Source organism: Arthrobacter sp. CC3 (assembly GCF_039907775.1).
In the GTDB taxonomy this organism is placed as follows: domain Bacteria; phylum Actinomycetota; class Actinomycetes; order Actinomycetales; family Micrococcaceae; genus Arthrobacter.
In genome coordinates, this window is the sequence record NZ_JARCCY010000023.1 from 20,400 (window position 1) to 43,617 (window position 23,218).

At 66.0% G+C, this 23,218-nt stretch carries 18 protein-coding genes; 8 read left to right on the plus strand and 10 right to left on the minus strand.

Features of this window, described 5'->3' with window-relative positions; all coding sequences use genetic code 11:
- Positions 1-3 precede the first annotated feature (3 nt).
- The 4 genes from PV761_RS14600 to PV761_RS14615 all read right to left on the minus strand — a co-directional run bounded on the left by PV761_RS14600 (position 4) and on the right by PV761_RS14615 (position 5,779).
- On the minus strand, positions 4-2,622 hold the full coding sequence (locus PV761_RS14600; protein WP_347897778.1) for a glycoside hydrolase family 78 protein: 2,619 nt from the start codon (positions 2,620-2,622) through the stop codon (positions 4-6).
- A gap of 32 nt (positions 2,623-2,654) precedes the next feature.
- Positions 2,655-3,482 carry a carbohydrate ABC transporter permease gene (locus PV761_RS14605; RefSeq protein WP_347897780.1) on the minus strand — a complete coding sequence of 276 codons (828 nt, stop codon included), beginning with the start codon at positions 3,480-3,482 and terminating at the stop codon, positions 2,655-2,657.
- A complete protein-coding gene (locus tag PV761_RS14610) occupies positions 3,479-4,390 on the minus strand; it encodes a sugar ABC transporter permease (RefSeq protein ID WP_347897844.1) in 912 nt (303 codons plus the stop codon). Before PV761_RS14610 ends, PV761_RS14605 begins: the two co-directional genes overlap by 4 nt.
- Positions 4,391-4,471: 81 nt before the next feature.
- Positions 4,472-5,779: an extracellular solute-binding protein gene (locus PV761_RS14615; protein ID WP_347897782.1), complete on the minus strand. Its 1,308-nt coding sequence runs from the start codon at positions 5,777-5,779 to the stop codon at positions 4,472-4,474.
- Positions 5,780-6,053: 274 nt separating this feature from the next.
- On the opposite strand from PV761_RS14615, the gene PV761_RS14620 reads away from it, so the two are divergent.
- Entirely contained in the window at positions 6,054-8,207 is a 2,154-nt protein-coding gene (locus PV761_RS14620) for a hypothetical protein (protein WP_347897784.1), read from the plus strand.
- Between the two features lie 12 nt (positions 8,208-8,219).
- On the opposite strand, the gene PV761_RS14625 is transcribed toward PV761_RS14620, so the two are convergent.
- Positions 8,220-9,239 carry a LacI family DNA-binding transcriptional regulator gene (locus PV761_RS14625; RefSeq protein WP_028269790.1) on the minus strand — a complete coding sequence of 340 codons (1,020 nt, stop codon included), beginning with the start codon at positions 9,237-9,239 and terminating at the stop codon, positions 8,220-8,222.
- A 207-nt stretch (positions 9,240-9,446) separates the two neighbouring features.
- On the opposite strand from PV761_RS14625, the gene PV761_RS14630 reads away from it, so the two are divergent.
- Positions 9,447-9,839, plus strand: a complete 393-nt coding sequence (locus PV761_RS14630) for a VOC family protein (RefSeq protein ID WP_028269789.1) — start codon at positions 9,447-9,449, stop codon at positions 9,837-9,839.
- 7 nt (positions 9,840-9,846) lie between these two features.
- On the opposite strand, the gene PV761_RS14635 is transcribed toward PV761_RS14630, so the two are convergent.
- Positions 9,847-10,560, minus strand: a complete 714-nt coding sequence (locus PV761_RS14635; protein ID WP_347897787.1) for a GPP34 family phosphoprotein — start codon at positions 10,558-10,560, stop codon at positions 9,847-9,849.
- 145 nt (positions 10,561-10,705) lie between these two features.
- Here PV761_RS14635 and PV761_RS14640 point away from each other — a divergent pair, with 145 nt between their 5' ends.
- The 5 genes from PV761_RS14640 to PV761_RS14660 all read left to right on the plus strand — a co-directional run bounded on the left by PV761_RS14640 (position 10,706) and on the right by PV761_RS14660 (position 16,776).
- The gene (locus tag PV761_RS14640; protein ID WP_347897789.1) at positions 10,706-11,605 is read left to right on the plus strand and encodes a MurR/RpiR family transcriptional regulator; all 900 of its coding nucleotides are present in this window, start codon (positions 10,706-10,708) and stop codon (positions 11,603-11,605) included.
- Between the two features lie 72 nt (positions 11,606-11,677).
- Positions 11,678-12,589, plus strand: coding sequence for an NAD(P)-dependent oxidoreductase (locus tag PV761_RS14645; RefSeq protein ID WP_347897791.1), 912 nt, complete (start codon positions 11,678-11,680; stop codon positions 12,587-12,589).
- A gap of 35 nt (positions 12,590-12,624) precedes the next feature.
- Positions 12,625-14,172, plus strand: a complete 1,548-nt coding sequence (locus PV761_RS14650) for an aldehyde dehydrogenase family protein (RefSeq protein WP_347897793.1) — start codon at positions 12,625-12,627, stop codon at positions 14,170-14,172.
- A 7-nt stretch (positions 14,173-14,179) separates the two neighbouring features.
- Positions 14,180-15,403, plus strand: a complete 1,224-nt coding sequence (locus tag PV761_RS14655) for an amidohydrolase (RefSeq protein WP_028269784.1) — start codon at positions 14,180-14,182, stop codon at positions 15,401-15,403.
- Complete coding sequence (locus tag PV761_RS14660; protein ID WP_028269783.1) at positions 15,400-16,776, plus strand: DUF3100 domain-containing protein; 1,377 nt, start codon at positions 15,400-15,402, stop codon at positions 16,774-16,776. The genes PV761_RS14655 and PV761_RS14660 overlap by 4 nt, the downstream gene beginning before the upstream one ends.
- A gap of 66 nt (positions 16,777-16,842) precedes the next feature.
- On the opposite strand, the gene PV761_RS14665 is transcribed toward PV761_RS14660, so the two are convergent.
- The 4 genes from PV761_RS14665 to PV761_RS14680 all read right to left on the minus strand — a co-directional run bounded on the left by PV761_RS14665 (position 16,843) and on the right by PV761_RS14680 (position 21,574).
- Positions 16,843-17,508: a GntR family transcriptional regulator gene (locus PV761_RS14665; protein ID WP_028269782.1), complete on the minus strand. Its 666-nt coding sequence runs from the start codon at positions 17,506-17,508 to the stop codon at positions 16,843-16,845.
- A 42-nt stretch (positions 17,509-17,550) separates the two neighbouring features.
- Positions 17,551-18,537, minus strand: a complete 987-nt coding sequence (locus PV761_RS14670) for an ornithine cyclodeaminase family protein (RefSeq protein ID WP_028269781.1) — start codon at positions 18,535-18,537, stop codon at positions 17,551-17,553.
- A 21-nt stretch (positions 18,538-18,558) separates the two neighbouring features.
- Positions 18,559-19,896 carry an amidohydrolase family protein gene (locus tag PV761_RS14675; RefSeq protein ID WP_028269780.1) on the minus strand — a complete coding sequence of 446 codons (1,338 nt, stop codon included), beginning with the start codon at positions 19,894-19,896 and terminating at the stop codon, positions 18,559-18,561.
- Positions 19,897-20,086: 190 nt separating this feature from the next.
- The gene (locus PV761_RS14680; RefSeq protein ID WP_347897797.1) at positions 20,087-21,574 is read right to left on the minus strand and encodes an amidohydrolase family protein; all 1,488 of its coding nucleotides are present in this window, start codon (positions 21,572-21,574) and stop codon (positions 20,087-20,089) included.
- A 142-nt stretch (positions 21,575-21,716) separates the two neighbouring features.
- Here PV761_RS14680 and PV761_RS14685 point away from each other — a divergent pair, with 142 nt between their 5' ends.
- Positions 21,717-23,174, plus strand: coding sequence for a DUF3100 domain-containing protein (locus tag PV761_RS14685; protein ID WP_347897799.1), 1,458 nt, complete (start codon positions 21,717-21,719; stop codon positions 23,172-23,174).
- The last annotated feature ends 44 nt before the right edge of the window (positions 23,175-23,218 follow it).

Consider the following 23,218-nt stretch of genomic DNA (forward strand, 5'->3'; position numbering starts at 1 on the left):
ATCCTAACGCCGGAGGCTTCCCTCCAAAAGGGGTGCCGATCGCGTGTGCTGGCCCGGCCCGAGCTCCACGGGTTCCGCACCGGGAAGTTCGAGCCTCGCCGTTGCGCCTGTGGGCACCACAACCTCGGCTTCGAGGGCGCCGTCATCGAGAATCCGCCACGAGATCGCCGCTGGTCCATAGGGGCTCTCGTGACGGGCGGACGCATGCGTCAGCCCCCCGCCGGGCAACGGCTTGAACAGGATCCGCCTGTACCCCGGTTCGAGCGGCGCGATTCCCGCGACCACCCGGTGCATCCAGTCGGCCACTGCCCCGAGGGCGTAGTGGTTGAACGACGTCATTTCGCCGGGGTGGACCGTTCCGTCCGGCAGCATGGAGTCCCAGCGTTCCCAGATGGTGGTTCCGCCCTGGTCCAGCTGGTAGAGCCACGAGGGACATTCCCGCTCGAGGAGCAGCCCGTAGGCAGCGTCCTTCTCTCCTGCGAGCGTGAGCGCCTCCGAGACAACCGGAGTTCCGGCAAATCCGGTTCCCACGCGGTGTCCGTTATTCCGTACGAGTTCGCCCAGGCGGCGGCCGGCCGCGGCCCGGGCCGTGTCATCCTGAATGAGGCCGAAGACCAAAGCGAGCGCGTAAGCCGTCTGGGCATCGGAGGCCATGATGCCGTCGTCGTGGACGTAGGCCTTGGAAAATGCCAGGGCAACGTCGCGGGCCAACGCGGCGTAGTAGCGTTCGTCGTCGGGCTTGCCCAGGACCCCGGCGGCCTTGGCCAGGTGCTCGGCTGAGCGGGCAAAATATGCGGTGGCCACGAGGTAGGGGTCGGTCATGGCGCGGGTGGCGTCTTCCGGCGGAGCCGTCGGGTCCAGCCAGTCCCCCAGCTGCTGGCCGTTTTCCCACAGCCTTCCGGGGCCCGCGAGACGCTCGACGAGGTCCACCCAGTCCTTGGCACTCTTGTACTGGGTGGCCAGCACGCCCGCGTCACCGAAACGCTCGTACAGCGTCCACGGGGTCAGCACAGCGACATCGCCCCATACTGCCCCCGGCCGCAGCGGAGTCCAGTAGTCCCCGCCGGGGATGAAGGGGACATACCAGGGGACGGTTCCGTCATCAAGCTGCTCCGCTGCCAGGTCCTTGAGCCAGGACGACAACATGCCCGAGCAGTCGTAGAGGAAGCTTCCTGTCGGGGCGAAGACCTGGATATCCCCTGTCCACCCAAGCCGTTCATCACGCTGGGGGCAGTCGGTGGGGATGTCCACGAAGTTCCCGCGCATGCTCCACAGGACGTTCTCATGGAGGCGGTTGATGTCGGGGTTTGAGCATTCGAACCACCCGGTCCGTTCCATGTCCGTGTGATACACGCGTGCCACGATGCGGTCCAGCGGGTCGCCTCCGGTCCAGCCGTCCACTTCGGCATAGCGGAAGCCGTGGATCGTGAAACGGGGCTCCCACGTTTCGGTGCCTGCCCCTGCCAGGGTGAAGCGGTCGGTGGCGGTGGCCCCGCGCAATGGCCGGGTATAGATTTCGCCGTCCTGGAGGACTTCCGCATGGCGCAGCGACACAGTGTGCCCCGCTGCGCCTTCCACGGTGATCCGGAGGCGGCCCACAAGGTTTTGCCCGAAATCCAGTATGAGTTTGCCGGAGGGCGCTTCGGTGACGGAAACGGGCCGCACTTCCTGGGTGCAGCGGACGGGCGGACCTTCGGGGGCAACCAGGGTTTGCGGGTCCCGCGCTACAGCCCGGACCTGCGACCACTCGGAATCGTCAAAGCCCGGCCTGCTCCATCCGTCGGGAAGCTCGCGGGCGTCGTACTCCTCGCCTTCGTAAAGCCCGGTGAATCGGATCGGACCGTAGGCAGCCCGCCACTCCGTGTCCGTACCTATCACGGTGACCGAACCGTCGTCGTGCGTCACGTGAACTTGGGCCAGCAGCGCGGCCTTGTCGCCGTAAAGGTTGCGGTGCCCGCCGTGGAAGCCGATGCGCCCGCGGTACCAGCCGTCGGCCAGCCACGCACCGATCGCGTTGTCTCCTTCAGCGAGCTGTTCAGTCACGTCATAGGTGTAGTAGCGGAGGCGCTGACCATAGACGGTCCACCCCGGCGACAGTGCATCGTTGCCGACGCGTTGCCCGTTGATTTCCACTTCATACAGACCGTGGGCGGTGACGTAGAGCCGGGCCGATGCCACGGGCCGCGCCAGACGGAACCCACGGCGAAGGAGCGGCGGGCGGCGGTCGGAATCCGGGTCTTCGTCCCAGTCCGGCGCGACTGCGACGGCGGTCCAGTCGGCAGGCCGCAGAAGGCCCGTTTCGACGACGGCTGCTTCGCTCCAGGCGCTCGGCTCGCCGTTTGCGTCGCCCCAGACGCGGACGCGGACCTCCGCCTTGACGCCGGAGGACAGGGGCGCGGCCGGCCAGTCGAGGAGAACGGATTCTGTCGACGCCGTCTGCTCGCCGGTCCATACGGTCCCGCCGGTTTGAATGGACAACTGGTAGGCGGCCTGTTGCCAGCCGGCAGGGGCGCTGGCTTTCCAGGAGAGACGGGGCGTTGCCGTGCCGATGCCAAGGGCTCCGGGCAGGTGTTCAAAAGTGATGGGCTGGATGAATACTTCGGCCTGCACGGGGGCAGTCATGGAGCTCCTAGGGGAAAAGTCGTGACGCACATTCAGCCCTTGACCGCGCCGGCGGTCATGCCGGCAACGATCTGGCGGTTGAAGAACATGTACATGATCAGGGGCGGGATGGTGATAAGCAGGATGTTCATGAACAGCAGGTTGTAGCTTGTGGCGAACTGGCTCTGGAAGTTGAACAGGGTCAGCTGCACGGTGGCATTCGCATCTCCGGGAAGGAAGTACAGCGGGTGCTGGAAGTCGTTGAAGACGGCCACCGACTGCACCACGATCACCGTGACCATGACCGAGCGCAGCAGCGGGAAGATCACACGGAAGAACAGGCGGACCGGACCGCACCCGTCAATCACGGCGGCTTCGTCCAGTTCCTTGGGGATGCCGGCGATGAAGGCACGGAACAGCATCACGCAGAAGGACAGACCGAACGCCACCTCGATCAGGATCAGGCCCGGGAGGGTCTTGAACAGGCCGAGGGACTGCAGCACCCAGATGGTGGGCACGACGGCGGGCGGGATGATGAGGCCGGACAGGATCAGGAAGTTCACTACCCCGTTCCAGCGCGACTTGCGTCGCTGCAGGACCCAGGCCACCATCGCGGCCAGCACCACCAGCACCGCAACACTGACAACGGTCAGGATGGTGCTGTTGATGAACGCCGTAACGAGCATGAAGTTGCGTTTGGACACAACCTCCTGGAAGTTTTCCCAGAAATGGATCTGCGTGGGCCAGGTGAACTCGAGTTTTGACGCTTCTCGCCGGTCCTTCAGCGCCGTGAGCACCATGAAGAGGAGCGGGACAACGAAAACGATGAGTGAGACACCAATGGCGAGGATCCCCGCGGCATAGCGTTTGATGGCGGTCACTGTTCGACCTCCTTGCGGTTCAGGAACATGGAGAGGGGCACGACGATCGCCGTGACGATAAGGAAGAGCACCACGTTGCCGGCCGTGGAGAGGCCGTAGAACCCGGCCTGGTACTGCTTGTAGATGACGGACGCGATGACGTCGGACGTGAAGCCCGGACCACCCTTCGTCATGGCCCAGATGAGGTCAAACGAGCGCAGGCCCCCGATCAGGGACAGGATGATCACCGTTGCCGTGGCGGGACGGGCCAGGGGCAGTGTGATGTTCCAGAAGCTCTTGAAGGAGCTCGCCCCGTCCACCTTGGCTGCTTCGAAGTACTCGGCGGGAATCGAAACGATGCCGGCGATGTAAATGACAGTGGCCAGGCCAACGCCTTTCCAGACGTCCACCAGCGCCACGGACATCAGGGCCCAGGCCGGATCGGTGAGCCATTTGGGCCCGTCGATACCGAAGAGGGCCAGCGCATCGTTGATCAGGCCATTGTTCGGGTCCATGAGCACCGTGAAGACCATGCCGACGCCAATGCTGGACAGCAGCACCGGGAAAAACAGAACCGAGCGCAGGAAGCCGCGGGCGATAATCTGCGACGTCAGCAGGACCCCGAGGAGCATGCCCAGCACCACTTTGAGTCCCGAAGTCACCACGCCGTAGATGAAGGTGTTGACGAGTCCCTTGATGAGGGCAGGTTCCTTGAAGAACTGAACGAAGTTGTCCAGGCCGATGAAGGTGAAATCGAACAGCGACCAGCGGGTGAAGCTGAAGAAGAACGACGCCACGGTGGGGACAAGGAACAGGACGGTGTAGATCACCGCTGCCGGGAGGTAGAACCAGTACGGATAAGCCGATCGGCCCGGACGACGCCGGGGGGCGTCGGTGATTTGGCGCGGACGGACGCTGGGCGTCGTCATGGTCGTATGTGTAGTCATGGTGGTGAGTCTCCGATCGCCGTCCGGGCCGGGTGGCGGCCCGGACGGCAGGGGGTCCTGGGATCAGTTCCAGCCGGGCAGGTTCAACTGCTTGGCCTGCTTGGTGACGTCCTCGTCATAGAGGGCAGCGCCGTCCTTCGCGGAACGGATACCGGAACCGACCTCAACGGTGATCTGCTCAAGCGAGGGGCCCTTGACGGGAGAAAGGAACTCGAGGGCAGGGCTGTTCTTCGCCGGGTCCTCGAAGTACGGAAGCATGTCCTTGACCGCAGCGGGTACTTCAGCCGGAAGTTCGCAGTCGTCCACGAGATACGGTCCGCTGACGCCAACCGCCTTCGTCACCGCGTCGCAGCCCGCCTTGCTGGCAATGAAGGCCAGCAGTTTCTTGGCTTCCTCGGGATGCTTGCTGGTCTTCGGCGTGTAGGCACCGCCGGGCAGCCACACGGTCAGGGCGTTCTTGGAGGCGTCGTCGCCGGGAAGCGGAAACAATCCGATGTCATTGATCTTTTCCGGGAAGGTGAGCTGGATCGCCGTCAGGGAGCTGCTGAGGATCGGGTACTGCGCCCCTTCGCCGTCCACGAGCTTCTGCAGCGCCTCCTCATACGTGGTCGAGGCGAAGTCCTCGTTGAACAGGCCCGCCTTCGCTGCCTCCTCCTGGTGCTGGAAGCCCTTGAAGGCTGCCGGATCAGTGGAGTACTTGGTCTTGTTGGCTGTGTAGTCAGTGGCGAAGTTCGGCGAAGCCTTGGCTACGTTGGCGAAATCGCCGAGGACAAACAGCTGGGACGACCAGGTGGCCTGGTAGCTCTGCAGGATCGGAGCGACACCGGAGTCCTTGATTTTCCGGCTGTTCTCCATGAACTGGTCCCAGGTCTTCGGAACGGACAGTCCGAGCTTCTCGTAGACCTTCTTGTTGTACAGCACGGCACCCGCAAAGCCGGTTCCGACCGGAACGCCATAGATGTCGCTGCCCGCCGTTACGGTCGGTTTGAACGTCTCGGACACCTTGGCAATGTACGGCTCGTTGGTGATGGGGGTGAGGTTCTGCTGCGGGCTGATCTGCTGGAACAGCGAGCCGGTGTTGTAGGAGAACACGTCCGTCATGTCGCCGGTGGAAAGGCGGGTCTTTATCAGGTTGTCCCCGTCTCCGCCCTGCGGCCGGGTCTCCAGATCCACTTTGATGCCGGGGTTGGCCGCCTGAAAGTCCTCAACGATCTGTTCTGCGGCTGAGACGGTGCTCTCGCCGTTGTCCACCAGCCACGTGATGGTGGTCTGGTTGGCGTTCCCGCTGCTGCCGGAGCAGCCAGTGAGTGCCAGTCCCAGGGCCATAGCCCCGGCGGCCGCTGGCGCCAAGCGCCGAGTAAAGCTCTTCATTCGTATCTCCTGGGTTCGAGGCGGCTTCACTGCCGCCTTGTGGAACGTTTCAAACCTTCTGGCCTTCGCTCCAGCCGGATATCGACTGTGTAGAGCGATCTACATTTGATATTAGCCAGATCACATTTGAGACGCAAGGGCTGTGGCGGATCATTCAAAAAGTGGATGCCCCCCTTGCCTGCCGGACTGCCTCGACTATAGCGTAGATCGCTCTACGTTTGTCCCGGGTCATCGTTTAGTAGCCCGGAGCGAGCTCCCAGGAGGAGAACCCAGGATGACCGAACCGCTGACGCTGCATTCCTTCCGCCCACTCTCCGCAGCGGATGTCAGGGCAGCCGCACGCGCTGGTTCCGTCGACGCGCTTCCGGATGCTCCCTCGCCCAACGCGGGCCCCGGCACCGCATGGCTTTACGTCCGCGGCCAGTACGAGCTGGGCCTCCTCGACCGGCTCGTTCACGACGGCTTCGCTGCCAACAAGCACGTCCACTACGCGCGGAATTACGGCCTGATCCACCACCAGGCGCTCTTCCGCACACCGTTATGCGGTGCCGAGGGCACCATGATCCTGCGGAGCAACGACGCGCTCGCCTGCGTGGTCGACGGAGAGCTTGCCTCCACAGCGAGGACCGCCGAGGGTGACTCCTCCGTTCGTTTGCCTGCCGGCTCACGACGGCTGCTGGTGAAGGTGCAGGCCCGCGAAGGACAGCCTGCAACCTTCGCCGTGCTGGACGGCCATCTGCTGCCCCCGGCAGCTCGGTGGGAAGCGCAAACCGGGCATAGGAACGGCGCCGACGAGGCACAACACTGGAGTCCCGCCGTCGAACGCCCGGGAGGTGCGGGTGTTCCGCCGCACCTCGAACACGCGCCCGTGGCGGAAGTGCGGCCGCACCCGGCCGGTTCCGGCGGGGACTGGAACCTCTTTTCCCTCAGCGCTCCGGTGCTCGGACGCCCTGTTGTCCGCTGCGAGGGTGTGCCAGGGATTTCCACCGGCGAATCGGTCGAGGAGGCCCTGTCACCGGACGCGGACAGCGAATCCCGGCGCGACGTGGTTCAGCTGGCGGACGGGCGCTGGACGACGGTCCATGAACTCGGCTTCCGCCACGTCGTTGTCCGTGGCGCAACGGTGCACGACGTCACGGTCGAGGCATCAGCCCACCCTGTCCCGCACCGCGGCGCGTTTGTCTGTTCAGACGAAAAGATCAATCGCATCTGGGATGTCAGCGCCTACACCCTCCGGCTCTGCATGAACGGACTGATGTTGGACGGCATCAAGCGCGACCGGATGCCGTGGATGGGCGATCAGGCCCTCAACACGCTCTCCAACGCATACGCCTTTGCCGACGCCGGGATAGTCCGGGACGGACTGGTGGCTTTGGGCCAGCCGCGGCACGGATTCATCAACGGCATCTCCGACTACTCCCTGTGGTGGCTGATCAATACAGCTTCGTACGTAAGGTTCTTCGGCGACGCCGAGTATGTGGCGAGGGAGAAGCATCAAATCCACCGTTTCACCGAGTACCTGGCGGGGCATTGTGGCAAGGACGGGATTTTCCGTCCGGGCGACGAGCCTGACTCGTTCGCCGACTCGTCCGACGGCGGCGTGTTCATCGACTGGGGCGTCTCGATTGAGCCTGGACGGACCTTCACTCCCCTCCAGGTGCTGTGGTTCTGGGCACTCCGGAGTGCCGCAGATGTCCTTGCCCTAGCCGGACATGACGGCAGCCGCCGCTGGGCGGCCCTCGCCGAGACGCTGCGTGAGACCCTCATGGAGCACGCATGGGACGAAGATGCCCAGGGGTGGCGCGAATATTTCGACGGGGATTCGATCTCCTCCCCGTATGCCAACATGCTTGCCGTCCTGAGCGGACTCTCACAGGGCAGGCCCGGAGCGGGAGTTCGTGCCTCGCTTCTGGGCACCCACCGGGCCGGGACACCCTTCATGACCAGCTTTGCGCTGCGCGCATTGGCGATGACCGGGGAAGCCGAGACCGCCGTCGCCCGCGTTCGGGAGCTCTGGGGAGGAATGCTCGACGCCGGTGCCCGCAGCTTTTGGGAGGAGTTCGCCTCACCGGGCGAGGGCAGCTACGAAATGTATGGGCGGCCCTTCGGCAAGAGCCTCTGCCATGCCTGGAGTTCAGGGCCTGCCGCGCTGCTTCCGCAAATTGTGCTGGGAGCCGAACCCACGGAAGACGGCTGGGCTGAGTTCCGCGTCCGGCCCGCGCTGGGATCCCTTGCGTGGGCGGCGGCCGTGATCCCGGTCCCCCAGGGTGAAATCACCATCCACGCTGATCCGGCCGTGACGCATGTGGACGTGCCGGCGGGAACTACCCTCGCCATGGCGGGCCACCGTGCCGCCGGCCCGTGCCTGGTGACGCATTCCGTGACGACGGGCGGGTGGACCATCCACCCGTCCGGTTCCGTGGCGTAGGCGGGCCCGCTGTCAGGACTCCCTGGCAGGTGGATACGTGGTTTTCCGGGGCCGCAACTCGGGCGCGTACGTCTCATGCTCAGCGACGTCCCGTCCGGCCAGCCGCTCCAGGAGCATTTCCACGGCCCGCGCCCCCATGTCTTCACCCGGCTGACTGACGGATGTGAGCGACACCAGGGGGTGCCCTGCGAGCGGAACGTCGTCGTACCCGGCAACCGAGATGGGCAGGCCCCGTTCCATCACTGCGCGAAGGGCGCCGAGGGCCAGCTCGTCATGGCCGGCCACGATCGCCGTCGGGGCCGGTCCCTCGTCCAGCATGTCCCTGGCCGCCTCATAGGACGGATCCAATCCTTCACCGCAGCGGATCACGCGGATGTTGCCGGCCAGGCCGGCGTCCACCATGCACTTCTCGTAGGTGGTGAGCCTGATGTCATGGGGCGACCGGGCCGCGCTGGAGAGGGCGTTGATCGTCAGGTGCGCGATGCGCTGGTGGCCAAGGTCGAACAAATGCTGCATCAGGGCCGCCGTCCCTGCCGAGTCGTCACCCGCGACCGTGTCGTAGTAGGGCGACTCATCGTGACGGCCGAACATCACGATGGGAGTCTGCACGGCCGCGCGTTCAAGCCACTCCTGGCTGACCAGCGGCGAGACGGCGATGAGCCCGTCAACCCGCTGGTCCAGCAGCGCCTCAATGGCACGGTACCCCTGCCTCATTCCTTCTTCGGCGGGAGCAATGATCAACTGGTAGTTGGTGCCGGCGAGCGCCCGGGAGGCACCCCTCAGGACCCTGGTAAAAAACTGGTTCCCGAAGTCCGGAATCTCGATGCCCAGCGTGTAGCTCGACCCGCGCATGGCCCGGGCGGCGACGCTCGGCCGATAGTTGAGTTCCTCGATGGCCTTGTCCACGCGGAGCTTCATTGCGGGACTCACGCCGTAGGCATTGCGCAGAACTTTGGAGACGGCAGCCCTGGAGACTCCGGCCGCCCGGGCGACGTCCTCGATGGTTGTCTTGCGGGCCTCATTCTCGGCCATGATGCCTCCAGTGGGATCTCACAGGTCCGCGATTCCTGCGGAAACGCTACAAGTCTATGCCCGTCTGTGGATCGGTCTATGACACGCCGCACGGCGCCACGGAGCCCGACTGGTTTTCCGCACCACAACGCACCGCGCCTGGGTAGCGCCAACCAACCGGCTGCCGAACAATGGTGGAAGGGGGCCACTTCGCGAAGGAGCCAGAAAATGCCCAACGACAACTCGGACATGGTCAGCGTCCGGTACATGGTTGACGACGTCGAGGCGGCGGTCGACTTCTACACCAAGCACCTCGGATTCACCCTCAGGATGAGCGCCGCACCGGCGTTCGCCGACGTCGCCCGGGGCCAGCTGAGGCTCCTGCTGAGCGGGCCGGCCAGTTCGGCAGGCCGGCCGATGCCGGACGGAGCCGTGCCGGCACCCGGCGGATGGAACCGGATCCACCTCATCGTGGGCGACATCGCGGCCGAAGTGGACCGGCTGCGCGCCGCGGGCGTCACGTTCCGAAACGACATCGTCAAAGGCCCGGGCGGTCAGCAGATCCTGCTGGTGGATCCGGCCGGCAACGTGGTGGAGCTGTTCCAGCCCGCCGGCGGGTAGGGCGGACCTAGGTCATTGCTTCTGCCTCCGCCATCCTGATCATGCGCAGTTCGTCCGCCACAGCCCGGGCCGGCCAGTAGTCCTTTGCCAGGCTTCTGGGCAGGTCCCGGTCAGCCTCCGGAAACATTCTGTCGAGCAGCCCGGCCGCTTCAAGCAGGGCGATAAGGGCCGCGGTCCTCGCATCCGTAGGTTTCGAGTCTGCGGGCTCCACTTCGGGCGCCTCGGTCTCGGGCGGCGTTGCAACTGACGGCTTAAGTCCGAGGGCGGCCTGGACCTTCTGCCGGATGGCCGCCTCAGGAGCGTGGTCTTTCTCCGGATACCGCACGGTCGTGAACACGCCCAGGTGCTTTTCGCCAACGTGATCGACGATGCCACGGGAGGCCATCCCCTCGTACACGCGCTGCACTTCCGCGCGGCCTTCGAGCATGGAGACCCACCGCTTGGGAGTGTGCGGCCGGGACTTGTGACGGATGAGCTCCAACTGGTGTTCGAAGTCCGTTTGCAGCGCGGCGCCGGTAGCGCCGACGTGCTTCCCCTGCAGCCCGACCGCGCCGACGACTTCCAGTTCGGCCAGTATTGCGCCCGCCAACGTGGTCCTGAGAATGTAGGCCGGCACTTCGGGATCGCCGTCCGCGTCGTTCGTCGCCAAAAGAAGGAAAGCCTCGGGAAGGCTCAACTCCATGTCCTTCGTGTCCTCAACCTGAGGTGTTTCAGCATCCATACGCTCATCGTGACCCTGTTAGGCGCTGACCACAATGAGGTTTTACAAGCCGGAAACCAAAAAACCTTTTCGCAAACAGAATTGCATAGTAGATTTTATGCAATCAGCCTTGCAGAGTGATGTGCATTACAGAAGAGGTCCGGACTTGAACACCAATGCGGTCGATTTTGATGCTGGCGCCGCCGGCGCCCCGGGCTCCGGAAGTGTTTCCCCGGCATGGCTCGGCGACGCCCTTCCGGACGTGCCGCTGTCCAAAGCCCAGAGCCGGGTAGTGGATGTCATCACCCGCAATCCGCAGCTCTCCTCGTACGCCGACATTGCCGAGATTGCCCAGCGGGCAGACGTCAACAACTCCACGGTGGTCCGCACAGCCCAGCATCTGGGATACCGCGGCTGGCCCGATCTCCAGCGGGAACTACGCTCGCGGTACCTCGTGATGATCTCCACCGAGGACACCCTGACGGAACACGGCGAACACCGCAGCCCGCTCCATGACGCGCTCAACCATGACATCGAGAACTTGCGCCTGACCCTGGACTCCAACACAGGAGACGACGCCGAGGCCGCCATTGCGGCCATGGCCGCTGCCAAGTCCATCACCGTCGTCGGGCTTGGATCCTTCGCCGGGCCCGCCAGTGTGATGGCTCACCTGGGTTCCACCATGGGCTACCCCATCGCCCTGGAGAACCGTGGCGGCGTCCACCTGGCTTCCAGCACCAACACCCTTGGTGCAGGCGATGTCCTGGTAGTCATCAACATGTGGCGCTCCATTCGGCAGATCATCGTCACCGCCGAAGCCGCCAAACTAGCAGGCGCCACGGTCATTGCCATCAGCGACATGCGCCGCGGCCGCCTTGCCGCCGCTGCTGACCACCTACTCATTGTGGCCTCCGAAGGCATCTCCTTCTTCCAGTCGGTGACCGCGGCAAATTCGGTGGTCTACGGGCTGCTCGCGGGCATGGAGGCGGCACATCCCGAACGAAGCCGCGCCGCCATCCGCCGCACCCAGCAGCTGTGGAAAGACCTGGACATCTACCTCGACTGACCGCATGCCCTTGGCACCAAACATTCCACGCACGCACGACACACCTCCACACGCATATTCCAGGAGCAGTTCATGAACACCAGCACAGACCGCCGCATAGCCGTCATTGGCCTTGGAGCCATGGGTGGAGCAATGGCCGCCACGCTGCACAAAACCGGCTGGGCCGTCACCGGATTCGACCCTTCCGAGGCAGCCCGGGCCGCCGCCTCGGCCGCCGGCATCGCCACCACCGCGAGCCTGGAGGACGTCGCCGGAACCCCCTACGCCGTCCTCTCCCTGCCGGCAGCCAGCATCGTGGAAGCCACCGTTCCCCAACTCCTGGCAAAGCCGGGAACGGTCGCAATCATCGACACCACCACCTCCGAGCCCGCCACCAGCAAACAGATGGCCGACCTTGCCGAAAAACAGGGCGCGGCCTTCGTGGATGCCCCGGTTTCCGGCGGTCGCGACGGCGCCGCAGCCGGATCCCTGAGTGCCTTCGTCGGAGCAACGGATGCCGCCCTCCAAGCTGCCGAGCCCGTCCTGCTCGCCCTCACCGGCGGCAAGTTCAGCCACATCGGCGGCCCCGGCAGCGGCAACGTGGTCAAGCTCCTCAACAACGTCCTGGCCGCGGCCAACCTGGTCTCGGTCGGCGAGGCCCTCGGCGTCGCCAAGGCCTACGGCATCGATCCCGCCACGGCGGCGGCCAGCATCAGCGAAGCCTCCGGCGGCAGCAAAGTCTCCGCCAACATGTACCCCAACTGGGTGCTGACCGGCACGCACGATTCAGGGTTTTCCCTCGGCCTGATGGCCAGGGATGCCGCCCTTGCAGTGGACGTCGCCAGGCAGATCGGCGAAAACCCGTCCTTGCTGGGAGCCGTCGCCAGCCAGTGGCAGGACGCCTTGGCCGCCCTCGGACCGCGCGCGGACTTCACCGAAATCGCCAGGACCGTCGCCCCCGCCATCACCCCCGCCGGCGCACCCGGCACGGCCGCCGTCGCCTGAACCCCTCCAGCCCTCAGCCCCAAAGGAACACCACATTGAGCATCACCACAGCACCCACCACCTCCTCGGCAGCCACTGCCCGCGCCGTCCTTGACGCCGCCTTCCCGAACGGCTTCGGCGCCTTCCTTGACGGCAAAGTCGTCACCGGAAGCGGCGAGAGCATCAGGCTCACCGCCGCTGCCACCGGTGAACCTTTTGCCACCTACGCGGACCCCGGCACCGAGGGCGCCAACGCCATCCTGGAAAGCTCGACGGCGGGCGCAACGGTTTGGGGCGCCCTGAACGGTTTCGAGCGGGCAGCCATCCTCCGCAACGTCAGCACCGCCGTCGAACGGCACGCCGAAGAGCTGGCCATGCTCGAGTCCGCCACCACCGGCAAGCCCATCCGCGACGCCCGGGTGGAAGCCGCCAAGGTGGCCGAAATGTTCGGCTACTACGCCGGCTGGGCGGACAAGCTGACCGGTCAGACCATCCCCGTCCCCGGCAACTGGCACACCTACACCGAGCGCGTGCCTTGGGGCGTGGTTGTGGCCATCACGCCGTGGAACGCTCCCCTGTTCACCGCCGGCTGGAACTCCGCAGCACCGCTCGCGGCCGGCAACGCCGTGATCATCAAGCCCAGCGAGTTCACCCCGGCCTCGTCGGTCCGGCTCGCCCAGATCGCCCACGAAGCCGGACTTCCGGCAGGCGTCTTCAACGTCGCCGCCGGGCTGGGACAGACCGTCGGCGCCACCCTCACCACCGACCGGCGCGTGGGCAAAGTCAGCTTCATCGGTTCCGTCCCCACCGGCCGCCGCGTGGCCGTCGCTGCCGCGCAGGCCGGGATCCCCGCTCTGCTGGAACTCGGCGGCAAGAGCGCCAACATCGTGTTCGCCGACGCCGACCTGGACCGCGCCGCGGACGGCGCCATCTCCGCCATCTTCTCCGGTGCCGGCCAGTCCTGCGTCGCCGGGTCCCGGCTCCTGGTGGAGCGCAGCGTGCACGCCCGGTTTGTCGAGCTGGTGGCCGCGAAGGCCGCGCGGCTGCGCGTCGGCGATCCCCTGAGCCCGGACACCGAGGTGGGTCCCATCATCACCGCCCAGCAGTTCGCCACAGTCACCTCGCTCATCGAGGCCGGAATGCACGACGGCGGCCGCCGGGTTACCGGGGCCACGCTTCCGGAGGCGCTGGCCGGGTCCGACCTGGCCGGCGGCCACTGGGTCATGCCCACCCTTCTGGACGGCGTCACCCCCGCGAACCGGCTCGAAACCACCGAAGTCTTCGGTCCCGTCGTGGGCGCGGACGCGTTCGACACCGAAGCCGAAGCCATCGCCCGGGCCAACAACACCAACTTCGGCCTGGCCGGTGCCGTCTGGACCTCGGACGTGTCCCGCGCCCACCACGTTGCCCGCGAGGTGAAGGCCGGCACGTTCTGGATCAACTCCTACAAGACCATCCACGTGGCAGTCCCGTTCGGCGGATTCGGCGATTCCGGCCACGGCCGCTCCTCCGGCCCCGGCGTGCTGGACGAATACACCCAGACCAAGGCCATCTGGGTTCCCACCCGCGCAGCGGGCTCTCCCTTCCCGTCGCTGTCCTACTAGGAGACTCATGGAAACCACAAACTCCACCGCCTCGGCGACGCTCCGCACGGCAGTTGCGGACGCCGTCGAACGCTGGAAACCCCAAGTCCAGGCGCTGGCGCAGGAAATCCACGCCCACAAGGAAATCTCCTTCGAGGAGGTCCGCTCGGCTGAAGCGATCGCAAAGCTGTTGGAGGAGGGCGGCTTCGAGGTGGAACGCGGCACCGGTGGGCTGCCCACGGCATTCACCGCGAGCGCCGGCAGCGGCGGGCTGACCGTGGCGCTGTGCGTGGAATATGATGCCCTCCCGGACATTGGGCACGCGTGCGGGCACAACCTGATCGCAGGCGCCTCGGTGGCTGCAGCCCTTGCCCTGCGTCCCTACGCGGACGAGCTGGGCATCACGCTGAAGGCCATCGGCACGCCGGCCGAGGAGCACGGCGGCGGCAAGGTGCTCATGCTGGAACAGGGAGCGTTCGACGGCGTGGGGCTGGCTTTGATGGTCCATCCCGTCCAGGACGGGCTCACCTACAACCCGGCAGGCACCAGCGCCCAGGCCGTGGGACGGTACAAGGCAACTTTCACGGGAAAGGCCGCGCACGCTGCGGCAGCCCCGCATCAGGGCATCAATGCAGCGGATGCCGCCGTGCTTAGCCAGGTGGCCATCGGTCTGCTCCGCCAGCAGATCCCGGCGGACCACCGCATCGCCTGCTTCGTGGCCGAGGCCGGACACGTCACCAACATCATTCCGGAACGGGCGGTGGTGCAGTTCGAGTGCCGGGCGTTCACGCTGCCGGAATACGAGGCGCTGCTGGAGCGGGTCCGCCGCTGCTTCGAAGGGGCGGCGCTGGCCACCGGAACCACGCTCGCCATCGAGGCCACCGAACCGCTCTATGAGCCGCTGCTCCAGGACGACGCCCTCGCCGCGCACTGGACCGATGCCATGCACGCGTTCGGCAAGGACACCTCCCGCTCGTCCGGCCTCAGCGGAGGCTCCACGGACATGGGCAACATTTCCCAGGTCATCCCGTCCCTGCATCCGTGGCTCAGCATTCCGGGCGCCGATGTCCCCATCCACTCCCACGCGTTCGCCGCACTGGCGAACACTCCGGAGGCGTACGGGGTGATGTTCGAGGCCGCCACCGCGCTGGCCTGGACCGTCGCCGCGGCAGCCTCAACACCCGCAGAACGGGAACGCTTCACCAAAGCGGCATACCGCCGTCGTACTTTCACCCAGGAAGGCACATCATGAGCAGCACTACTAGAACGGCGCGGACGGACAAGGCCGGCACCAAGCTGACCCTCCCGATTGCCGCCCTGGCCTTCGTCATTGCGCTGGCGGTCCAGTTCATCGGGCAGGCCAAGATCGACGTCGGGATCGGCTCGATCATCATCTTCCCCATGGTGTGGGGCCTCATTCTGGGCCTGCTGGTGTCGGTCCAGAAGTTCAAGCCGCTTGGCCTGGACCTGCAGCGCGTTGCGGCCGCCCTGGTGGGCGTCGCCGTGCTGCTGCTGGTGGCCCGGCTGGCCTTCAACATCGGGCCCAGCCTGCCCACCCTGCTTAAGGCGGGTCCGGCGTTGCTCCTCCAGGAGGTGGGCCACCTGCTGGGCACCATCGTGCTGGCGCTCCCCCTGGCCGTCCTGCTCCGGATGGGCAAAGCGACCGTGGGCGCCACGTTCTCGCTGGACCGCGAGCCGTCCTTCGCCATGGTTTCCGAGAAATACGGCCCGGACTCGGACCAGTACCGCGGTGTGCTGGCCATGTACGTCTTCGGGACGCTGTTCGGCGCGGTGTTCATCACGCTCCTGACTTCCTTGGTGGCCAACTGGAAGATCTTCGATCCCCTGGCTCTGGCCATGGGCGCCGGCGTGGGATCCGGTTCCATGATGGCGGCCTCCGCGGCCAGCATCGTGGCCGCCTACCCGGCTGACCAGGAAGCCATCCTGGGCATGGCGGCCGTGTCCAACCTGATCACCACCGTCCTGGGCGTCTACGTAGGCATCTACATCGCGCTGCCGCTGGCCGACAAGTTCTACAAAGCCCTTACCCGCAAACAGACGGCGCGCGAAGCCGCTGCCGTGACGGCCGGAGCGCCTGCCGAACGTTCGGCTGCCGACATTGACCGGGAAGCTGCCCAGGCGGAGGAGAACCGGCTGTTCCGCGAGCGCGTTGCAGAGTCGTCGGCGGCCATCAGGTTGCCCCTCTGGCTCTCGTTGTCAGTCCTGACGGTCCTGGGGATCGGCACGGCGTCGGTGGCGGCGAAGGGGTTCAGCCTGTCCATTGTGGCCGGGTACGGCATCATGCTGGCCCTGGTCCTGCTCAGCATCGGGCTGGCGAAGGTCACCCGCAAGATTTCGGCCATCGTGTACATCACCACCATCGGCGCGTACGTTTCGAGCCCATGGTTCTTCGCCGCGGGGCCCCTGACGGCCGCCATCAAGACCGTGGACTTCCTGTCCATCGCCACCGTGATGCTGACGCTCGCCGGCCTGTCGCTGGGCAAGGACATTCCGCTGCTGAAGAACATCGGCTGGAAGATCATCCCCGTGGGGCTCGTGGCCATCACGGCGTCCTTCCTCCTCTCCACGGTAATCGCAGAGTTCGCCCTGGGACTCTGGCACTGATAAGGAGCTTGCTCCAAAGTGAACGGACGACGGCGGGACATTCCGCCGTCGTCCGTTTGCGTTCGGTCAGCTTTCAGGCAGGCGGCCGGCCAGCCCCTGGAGCGACGGTTCGCGGCCCAACTCCACATGCGCATAGGCCAGCGCCGCCGCCAGCTCCGCCTTCCCGTCGTATATGGCCTTGCACAGGCTAAGGTGCTCGGCGCACTGAACCTGGGGGTCACGGTGCCCGGTCAGGGTAAAGAGCCACTGCATCCTGCCCAGCAGGGGCTTCATGGAGTACTCCAGCAGCGAGTTGCCGCCCAGTGCGACGATCTCTGCGTGCAGGGCCGTGTTGATCAACGGTATCTGCGCGTGGTCATGGCGCAGCGTTGCGTCCTCCGCCTGGTCCATGATCTGCTGCAGCCCGGCCGACGACTGCCCCCTCGCGGCGGCCTGGGCGGCGAGGCGCGCAGCCAGGACCTCCAGGCTGAGCCGCACGTCAAAGAGCTCGTTGACGTCGCGCAGGGTGATCTGCTTGACGGTGGCGCCACGGCGTGGCGAGGCGTCAATGAAGCCTTCGGCCTCCAACTGCTGCAGGGCTTCGCGCACGGGCACCCGGGATACAGCCAGCGTCTGGGACAGCTCGCGTTCCCGGAGCCGGGATCCCGGCGCGAAGTCACCTGAGATGATCAGCTCCCGGATCCGCGCCCGGGCAGTGTCAGCCGAGGATGCGGGTTCCGCCTGGACTGTCATTCATGCCTCCGTTGTGCTGCGGCGCCTGAAGTCCGCGGTCTCTCAGTTATTCAGCGCCACGCGGGTGCCAACGCCCTGTTTGAGCGCAGCGTCGTAGAGGAGCCGCCCGATGGCAAGGTCCTGCAGACCGATTCCCACCGAGTTGAACAAGGTTACGTCCTCATCGCCAAGGCGTCCTGCTCTTGTGCCCGCGGCCACGTCGCCAAGCTCGGCTTCCACGTCCTCGAAGCTCATGACACCTTCGGTCACAGGGATGATCAGGCCGCCGGACTTTGCCCGGGCAGTGGCCAGGTTGTCCACAAAAACCCTCGCCCGCACCATACCGGCGGAATCAATCTCCCGGTGGTCCGCCCGGGGACGGGATCCGACGGCGTTCACATGCTGCCCGGGCTTGAACCACTCGCCCTTGACCAGCGGCTCAACGGCCGGCGTGAGCGTGCACAGCACATCGGCAGCCTCCACGACTTCTTGGACGCTGGACGCAAGCGTGACGGTGAGGCCGTAGTGGGAAACCTCGCTGCAGAAGGCGGCAACCGTGTCCGCTGACCGGGACCACACCACCACGTTCTCAATCGGAAGCACGGCCAGCATCGCTTCCACATGGGCCACGGCCAGGGCGCCTGCGCCGACGAGTCCCAAGGTGGTGCTGCCCGGCCTCGCAAGGAGCTTGGTGGCCACGGCGCTGGCAGCGGCCGTGCGGACCCGGGTGGGGACTTTGCCGTCCAGGATGGCCAGGGTCTCGCCGGTCAGCTGGGAGACAAGCATGATGGTGGAGCGCTGGGTGGGCAGGCCGGACTCATGGTTGGCCGGGATGTCCGCCAGCAGCTTCACCGAAGCCAGCTCCTCGGCGCCGGACAGCGCCGCCATCGGCAGGAACCGCGCGTCCGAGGACGGCAGGAGAAGGGAATCCGGTGCCGGCTGAACAGCAGTTCCCCGGCTGAGACCGGCGAATACGCGTTCGACGGCGGCGATGGTCCCGGGCATGTCGGCCAGGGCCTGGAGCTCGGAGGCTTTGAGAATCAGTGTCATGATGGCTTTTCCCGGTGCGGATTAGAGGTTGTTCCGGACGAGGACTCCCTGCGCCACCACAGCCCGGATTTCTTCCAGGGCCGTGCCGCTGGTCAAGGGATCAGAGTCCACGATGACGGCGTCAGCGAAGGAACCGCGCACCAGCCTTCCCGCGTTCTCACTCCAACCGAGCAGGGCGGCGGCATTTACCGTCGCGGCCCGCAAGGCGTCCAGCGGCGAAAGCCCAGCCTCGGTCAACAGGCGCACCTCCGTGCCGATCGGTGTCACGTCGGATCCGAAGGAGTCCGTGCCTGCGACGACGGTGACTCCGGCTTCGTGGGCGGCTTTTACGGCCGCCTTGATGATGGGTGTGTACTCCTTGCCCCGGGCGGCAAGGATGGGGTTTGCGGAGCCTGCCATGCTGGTGATGGCATCCAAGGTGGGAGTGAAGTAGGTCCCCTGGCCGGCCATCCGGGAGATGGTCTCTTCGCTGACGAAGACACCGTGCTCGATGCTGCGCACACCGGCCCGGACCGCGCCGTCGATCCCTTCCGCGCTGTAGGCATGGCACAGCACGCCTGCTTTGCCTGCGGCCTTGACCACCGCGGACAGCTGCTCGAAGTTGTAGACCAGTTCGCGGGGGTCCTGCTCCGGCAGGCCCGCCCGGGGGTTGGCCCTTGTCTTGATCACCTGGGCGCCGCGTTTCAGGTTGACCCGGGTGAGGTAGGCGAGGTCGGTTGGTTCGGTCACTCCCCCTGACAGGGCTGCGAGCGGTGCCAGGTCCGGGTCAGCGAGGAGGGAGTCCCCCAGCTCGGGTGAGATGAACAGGCCCGCGGGGCTCATCCGGGGCGAGGCGCCGGCGGCCCAGGCGGGCAGGGCAGCGAGGGCGACGTCCTGGTAGAAGCTGCTTGAGCCACTCCTGACACTGGTGGCTCCGCCCTGCAGGATGGCACGTGCATCCGACAGCGCGTTCGCGTGGACATGCACGTCGATGAGGCCGGGAAGGACCCAGCGTCCGGAAGCGTTGAAGGTGCGGGCTTGGCCGGCAAGGGCGGCTACGGCACGGCGGGTTTCGTCGCGGGTGCCAACCGCTGTGACTTTGCCACCTTCCAGCACAAGGACACCGTCTGCCACTGCATCGCCGGTCTTGGGGTCCACGATGGTGCCCCCCTCGATGATCAAGGGCTGGGGTGAAGCGGGGTGCCCGGGGTAGCCGAAGCTCGCTGCGTTGCCGGCGGCCTTAGCCGCGGGGGCGGTTCCCAGCTGGGCTGCCAGGCCCGCCAGCGAGATTCCGGCGAGGGCTGCGGCCCCGGCGAGGATGCCGCGGCGCGGAACTGCGGCGGGAGGAAGGGCAGCCGGGGTGTGGTCGTGCAGGCACATAGTTTCTCCAGGGGGAAGGGGCCGCTCCGCAGCAGTGCGGGCGCCGGAGTCAGGGGGTCAAAATCGCGGTCGAGGAGGGGCGGATCAGCATCCCCCACAGGATGCCGGAGAGCCCCGTACGCACTAACAATACTCGTTTTGGTATACCAAGCCAAGAGGGTGCTGTGACTGGGAGTGCCGGGAACAGCCCTCAACCCACGTGGGCCCGAGCGGTGATTTCCGCGTGCGGATACGTGGGCGGGAACAGTTCGCTGCGCTCCCGGCGCACGAGGTCCCTCTCCGAGTAGGCCGCCGTCATCCGGTCGAAGAGCCGCTGCCCGTCAGCCCGCAGCGCACCGAGGTCCATCCCGGGCAGACCGCCGTCCACCACCACGGGGCGCCCCGCTACGAACGTGTCAGTCACTTGGCGTGCCGTGCCGTTGAGCACCAGCGTGCGCAGCGGATCTTCGACCACGCCGTCGCCGAAATGCCCCAGCGAAACTACCGTGATGTCGGCCTGCATGCCGGGTGCCAGCTTCCCCAGGTCGGCCCGCCCCAGTGCCCTGGCGCCGCCGAGAGTGGCGGCATCGAAGTAGTCCGCCAGGCTCCCGGCGTCCGGCCGCTCCTCGACGAGCCGGGTCAGGTGCATGCCCACGTCCATGCCGCGCACCAGGTCCGGCGGGAACGAGTCACTGCCCAGGCACAGGTTGACGCCTGCCGCACGGAAACGGTCAAACGAAACAAGCTGCTTCTGGTAGCGGAAGGAGGTCAGCGGGCAGTGAACAATGCTGACGCCATGACGGGAAAGCAGGTCAAGGGGGCCTCCGGGAGCGGACGCGGCGGGGTCCTTGGCGTCGATCACCACTCCGTGCGGGATGAGGAGGCGGGTGCCGAACAGGCCTGTGGTTTCGAGCAGTTCCAGCACGCCGCTCCCCGCGGAGCGCTGTAGAAGCTCATCCTCGAGGGGGGACTGGAGGCTATGGAGCCGGACAATCACGTCCCGCTCCCGGGCGATCCGCGCCGTCTCGCGCATGAGGTCTTCTGACAGCGTTTCAATGCGGCAGGGCAGCAGGACGCCGGTGACAAGCGGATCGGCGAGGCCAGCGGTGTGGTCCAGGAAGCGTTCCGCGTCGCGAAGCCCGGCCAAACCGCGGGCTTCGTCAAAGTGGACTTCGCGTCCGCCGGCCGCCGTGCTGACGTGGACCCCCGATCGGTAGGAGGGCCCAAGGTAGCCGCGCAGTCCAATCCGCCGGCTGGTCTCGGCCATTTCCACGAGCTCCTCGAGCCCTTCAGCCCAGGCGCTGTGGATCTCTGAAGCGATGGGCATGTAGGTGGTGATGCCGTGCAGTGCCAGCTGCGCGAGGGCGAATTCGCGGACCGTGGCGCGCTCCGCCGGAGTGAACACGTCCCGGCGGCGGTTGGCGAAGTAGTCGCTTGACCACAGGTGGCCGGCGGCTACATCGGAGGAAGGCCACGAGTCCAGGATGAGGTGGTCGATGTCGGCGAGGGCGTCCAGGTCAATCAGGCCGGGCATGGCCAGGCTCTGGCCATAGTCGCGTTCCTCATCGACGGGACCGTCATAGTTGCGTCCGACGAAAACGATGGAATCTCCGTCGAAGACCACTTCGCCGTCCGCGATGAGTGTGTGCTGGGTTCCGTCGAACCCAAGAACATAGCGGGCGGAAATTTTCGTGTACATCGTGCTCCTTGGTGGACTGCCGAAAATGTGACTTGCCTCTCAATGAGTCCGAGTATACAGTCATTTGGTATACCAAAGGCTCGGTTCAGCGAAATGCGAGAAGTCTTTGTCCTGACCCCATCCCCCTCGAAAGGCCTGCGCCATGCGCAATGAAGCGAAGACCACAGGCGGCTCCGTATCCGTCCTAGTGGACGCGGTACCGTCACGTACTTTCCGTGCCCGGCCAGCCCTGTGGTTCGCGATGATCGCGGTCTCCACTGCTGTCTGTGCCGTCGCCATCATGATCGGGACCCACAAATTCCATCTCGGCCCGGCCGCCATCGTTCTGATGCCGATCCTGTGGACTGTGCTTATCGGCGGATTCCTCGGAGTCCAGAGATGGAAACCCATCGGAGGGCGCGCCCGTGCAGTCTCCACACATCTAATGGACGTGTCCATCGTCTTCTTCCTGGCAGGCCTCGGCACGCAGATCGGCCCGTCACTGACGAAGTTCACCAACATCGGCCCAGCGATCCTGCTGCAGGAAGTGGGCCATGTGGTGGGCACGGTGATCCTTGCCCTTCCAGTCGCCGTGGCGCTGGGCCTGGGCCGCACCGCGATCGGCGCCACGTGGTCGATCGACCGTGAGTCCTACCTCGCTTTCGCCATCCAGCGCTTCGGCGTCCGCTCCCCCGAGTACCGGGGCGTGTTTGCTGTCTGGGTACTGGGCAGCGTCTTCGGCGCCGTGTTCATTTCGCTCTTGGCAGGTCTCCTCGGCGGCCTGGGATTCTTTGATCCCCGAGCCCTCGCACTGGGGCTGGGACTCGGTTCCGCTTCCATGATGCTCGGCGGCGTGGGCGCACTGTCCATCCTGTACCCGGAGATGGCCGGCGAGATCATGGCCCTCGCCGCCCTCTCCAATCTGGTCACCAACATCGTCGGTTTCTACGCCGGCGTCTTTATCGCACTGCCCTTGTGCCAAAAGCTCTACAAGATGTGGTCCCGCATCTTCGGACGGGACGACCTCGGCCGTCGCGTCCGCCGCGGCGCCCTGGTGGGCGCTGCTGCCACGACCCAAACGGGCGGCTCGAGCTCACTGCGCCCGGGCAGTGCGGCGATGGACGCGGAGGATGCGTCCGGCACTGAAACAGTGGACGTCAACGGGATCGAAGCGGACCCCGCTGTTGTCAGGACGCCGAGGACGTGGCTCATCGCGTTCGCCGCCACCGGAGTTGCCGGCGTCCTGCTGAACGCCCTCGGCACCGGTTCAGCGCGGCCGCTGGATGTTGTCGGCGTGCTCATCCTGCTTGCGCTGACCGCCGTCGCCCTGGTCCTTGCGAAGCTCGTGCCGGCAGTTCCTTCCAGCATCTGGGTTCTGGCCCTGGCCACCATTGCCTCGGCAACGTTCCTGCCCTTCGGTCCCTTTATCGCTTCCACCACGCAGCACATCAATGTCCTCTTCGCGGGTTTGCCCATGATTGCACTCATAGGCATGTCGCTGGGCCGTGATGTGAAGGCGCTGCGCTCATTGAGCTGGAAGATTGTCATCGTCGCCCTGCTGACATTCACTGCGAGCTTCCTTGCCGCGGCAGTCATCGCACAGGTTGCTTTCCACTTCTAGTACATGCTGCTGTGGGAGGGCGCCGGACCCCGCGGACCGGAGCC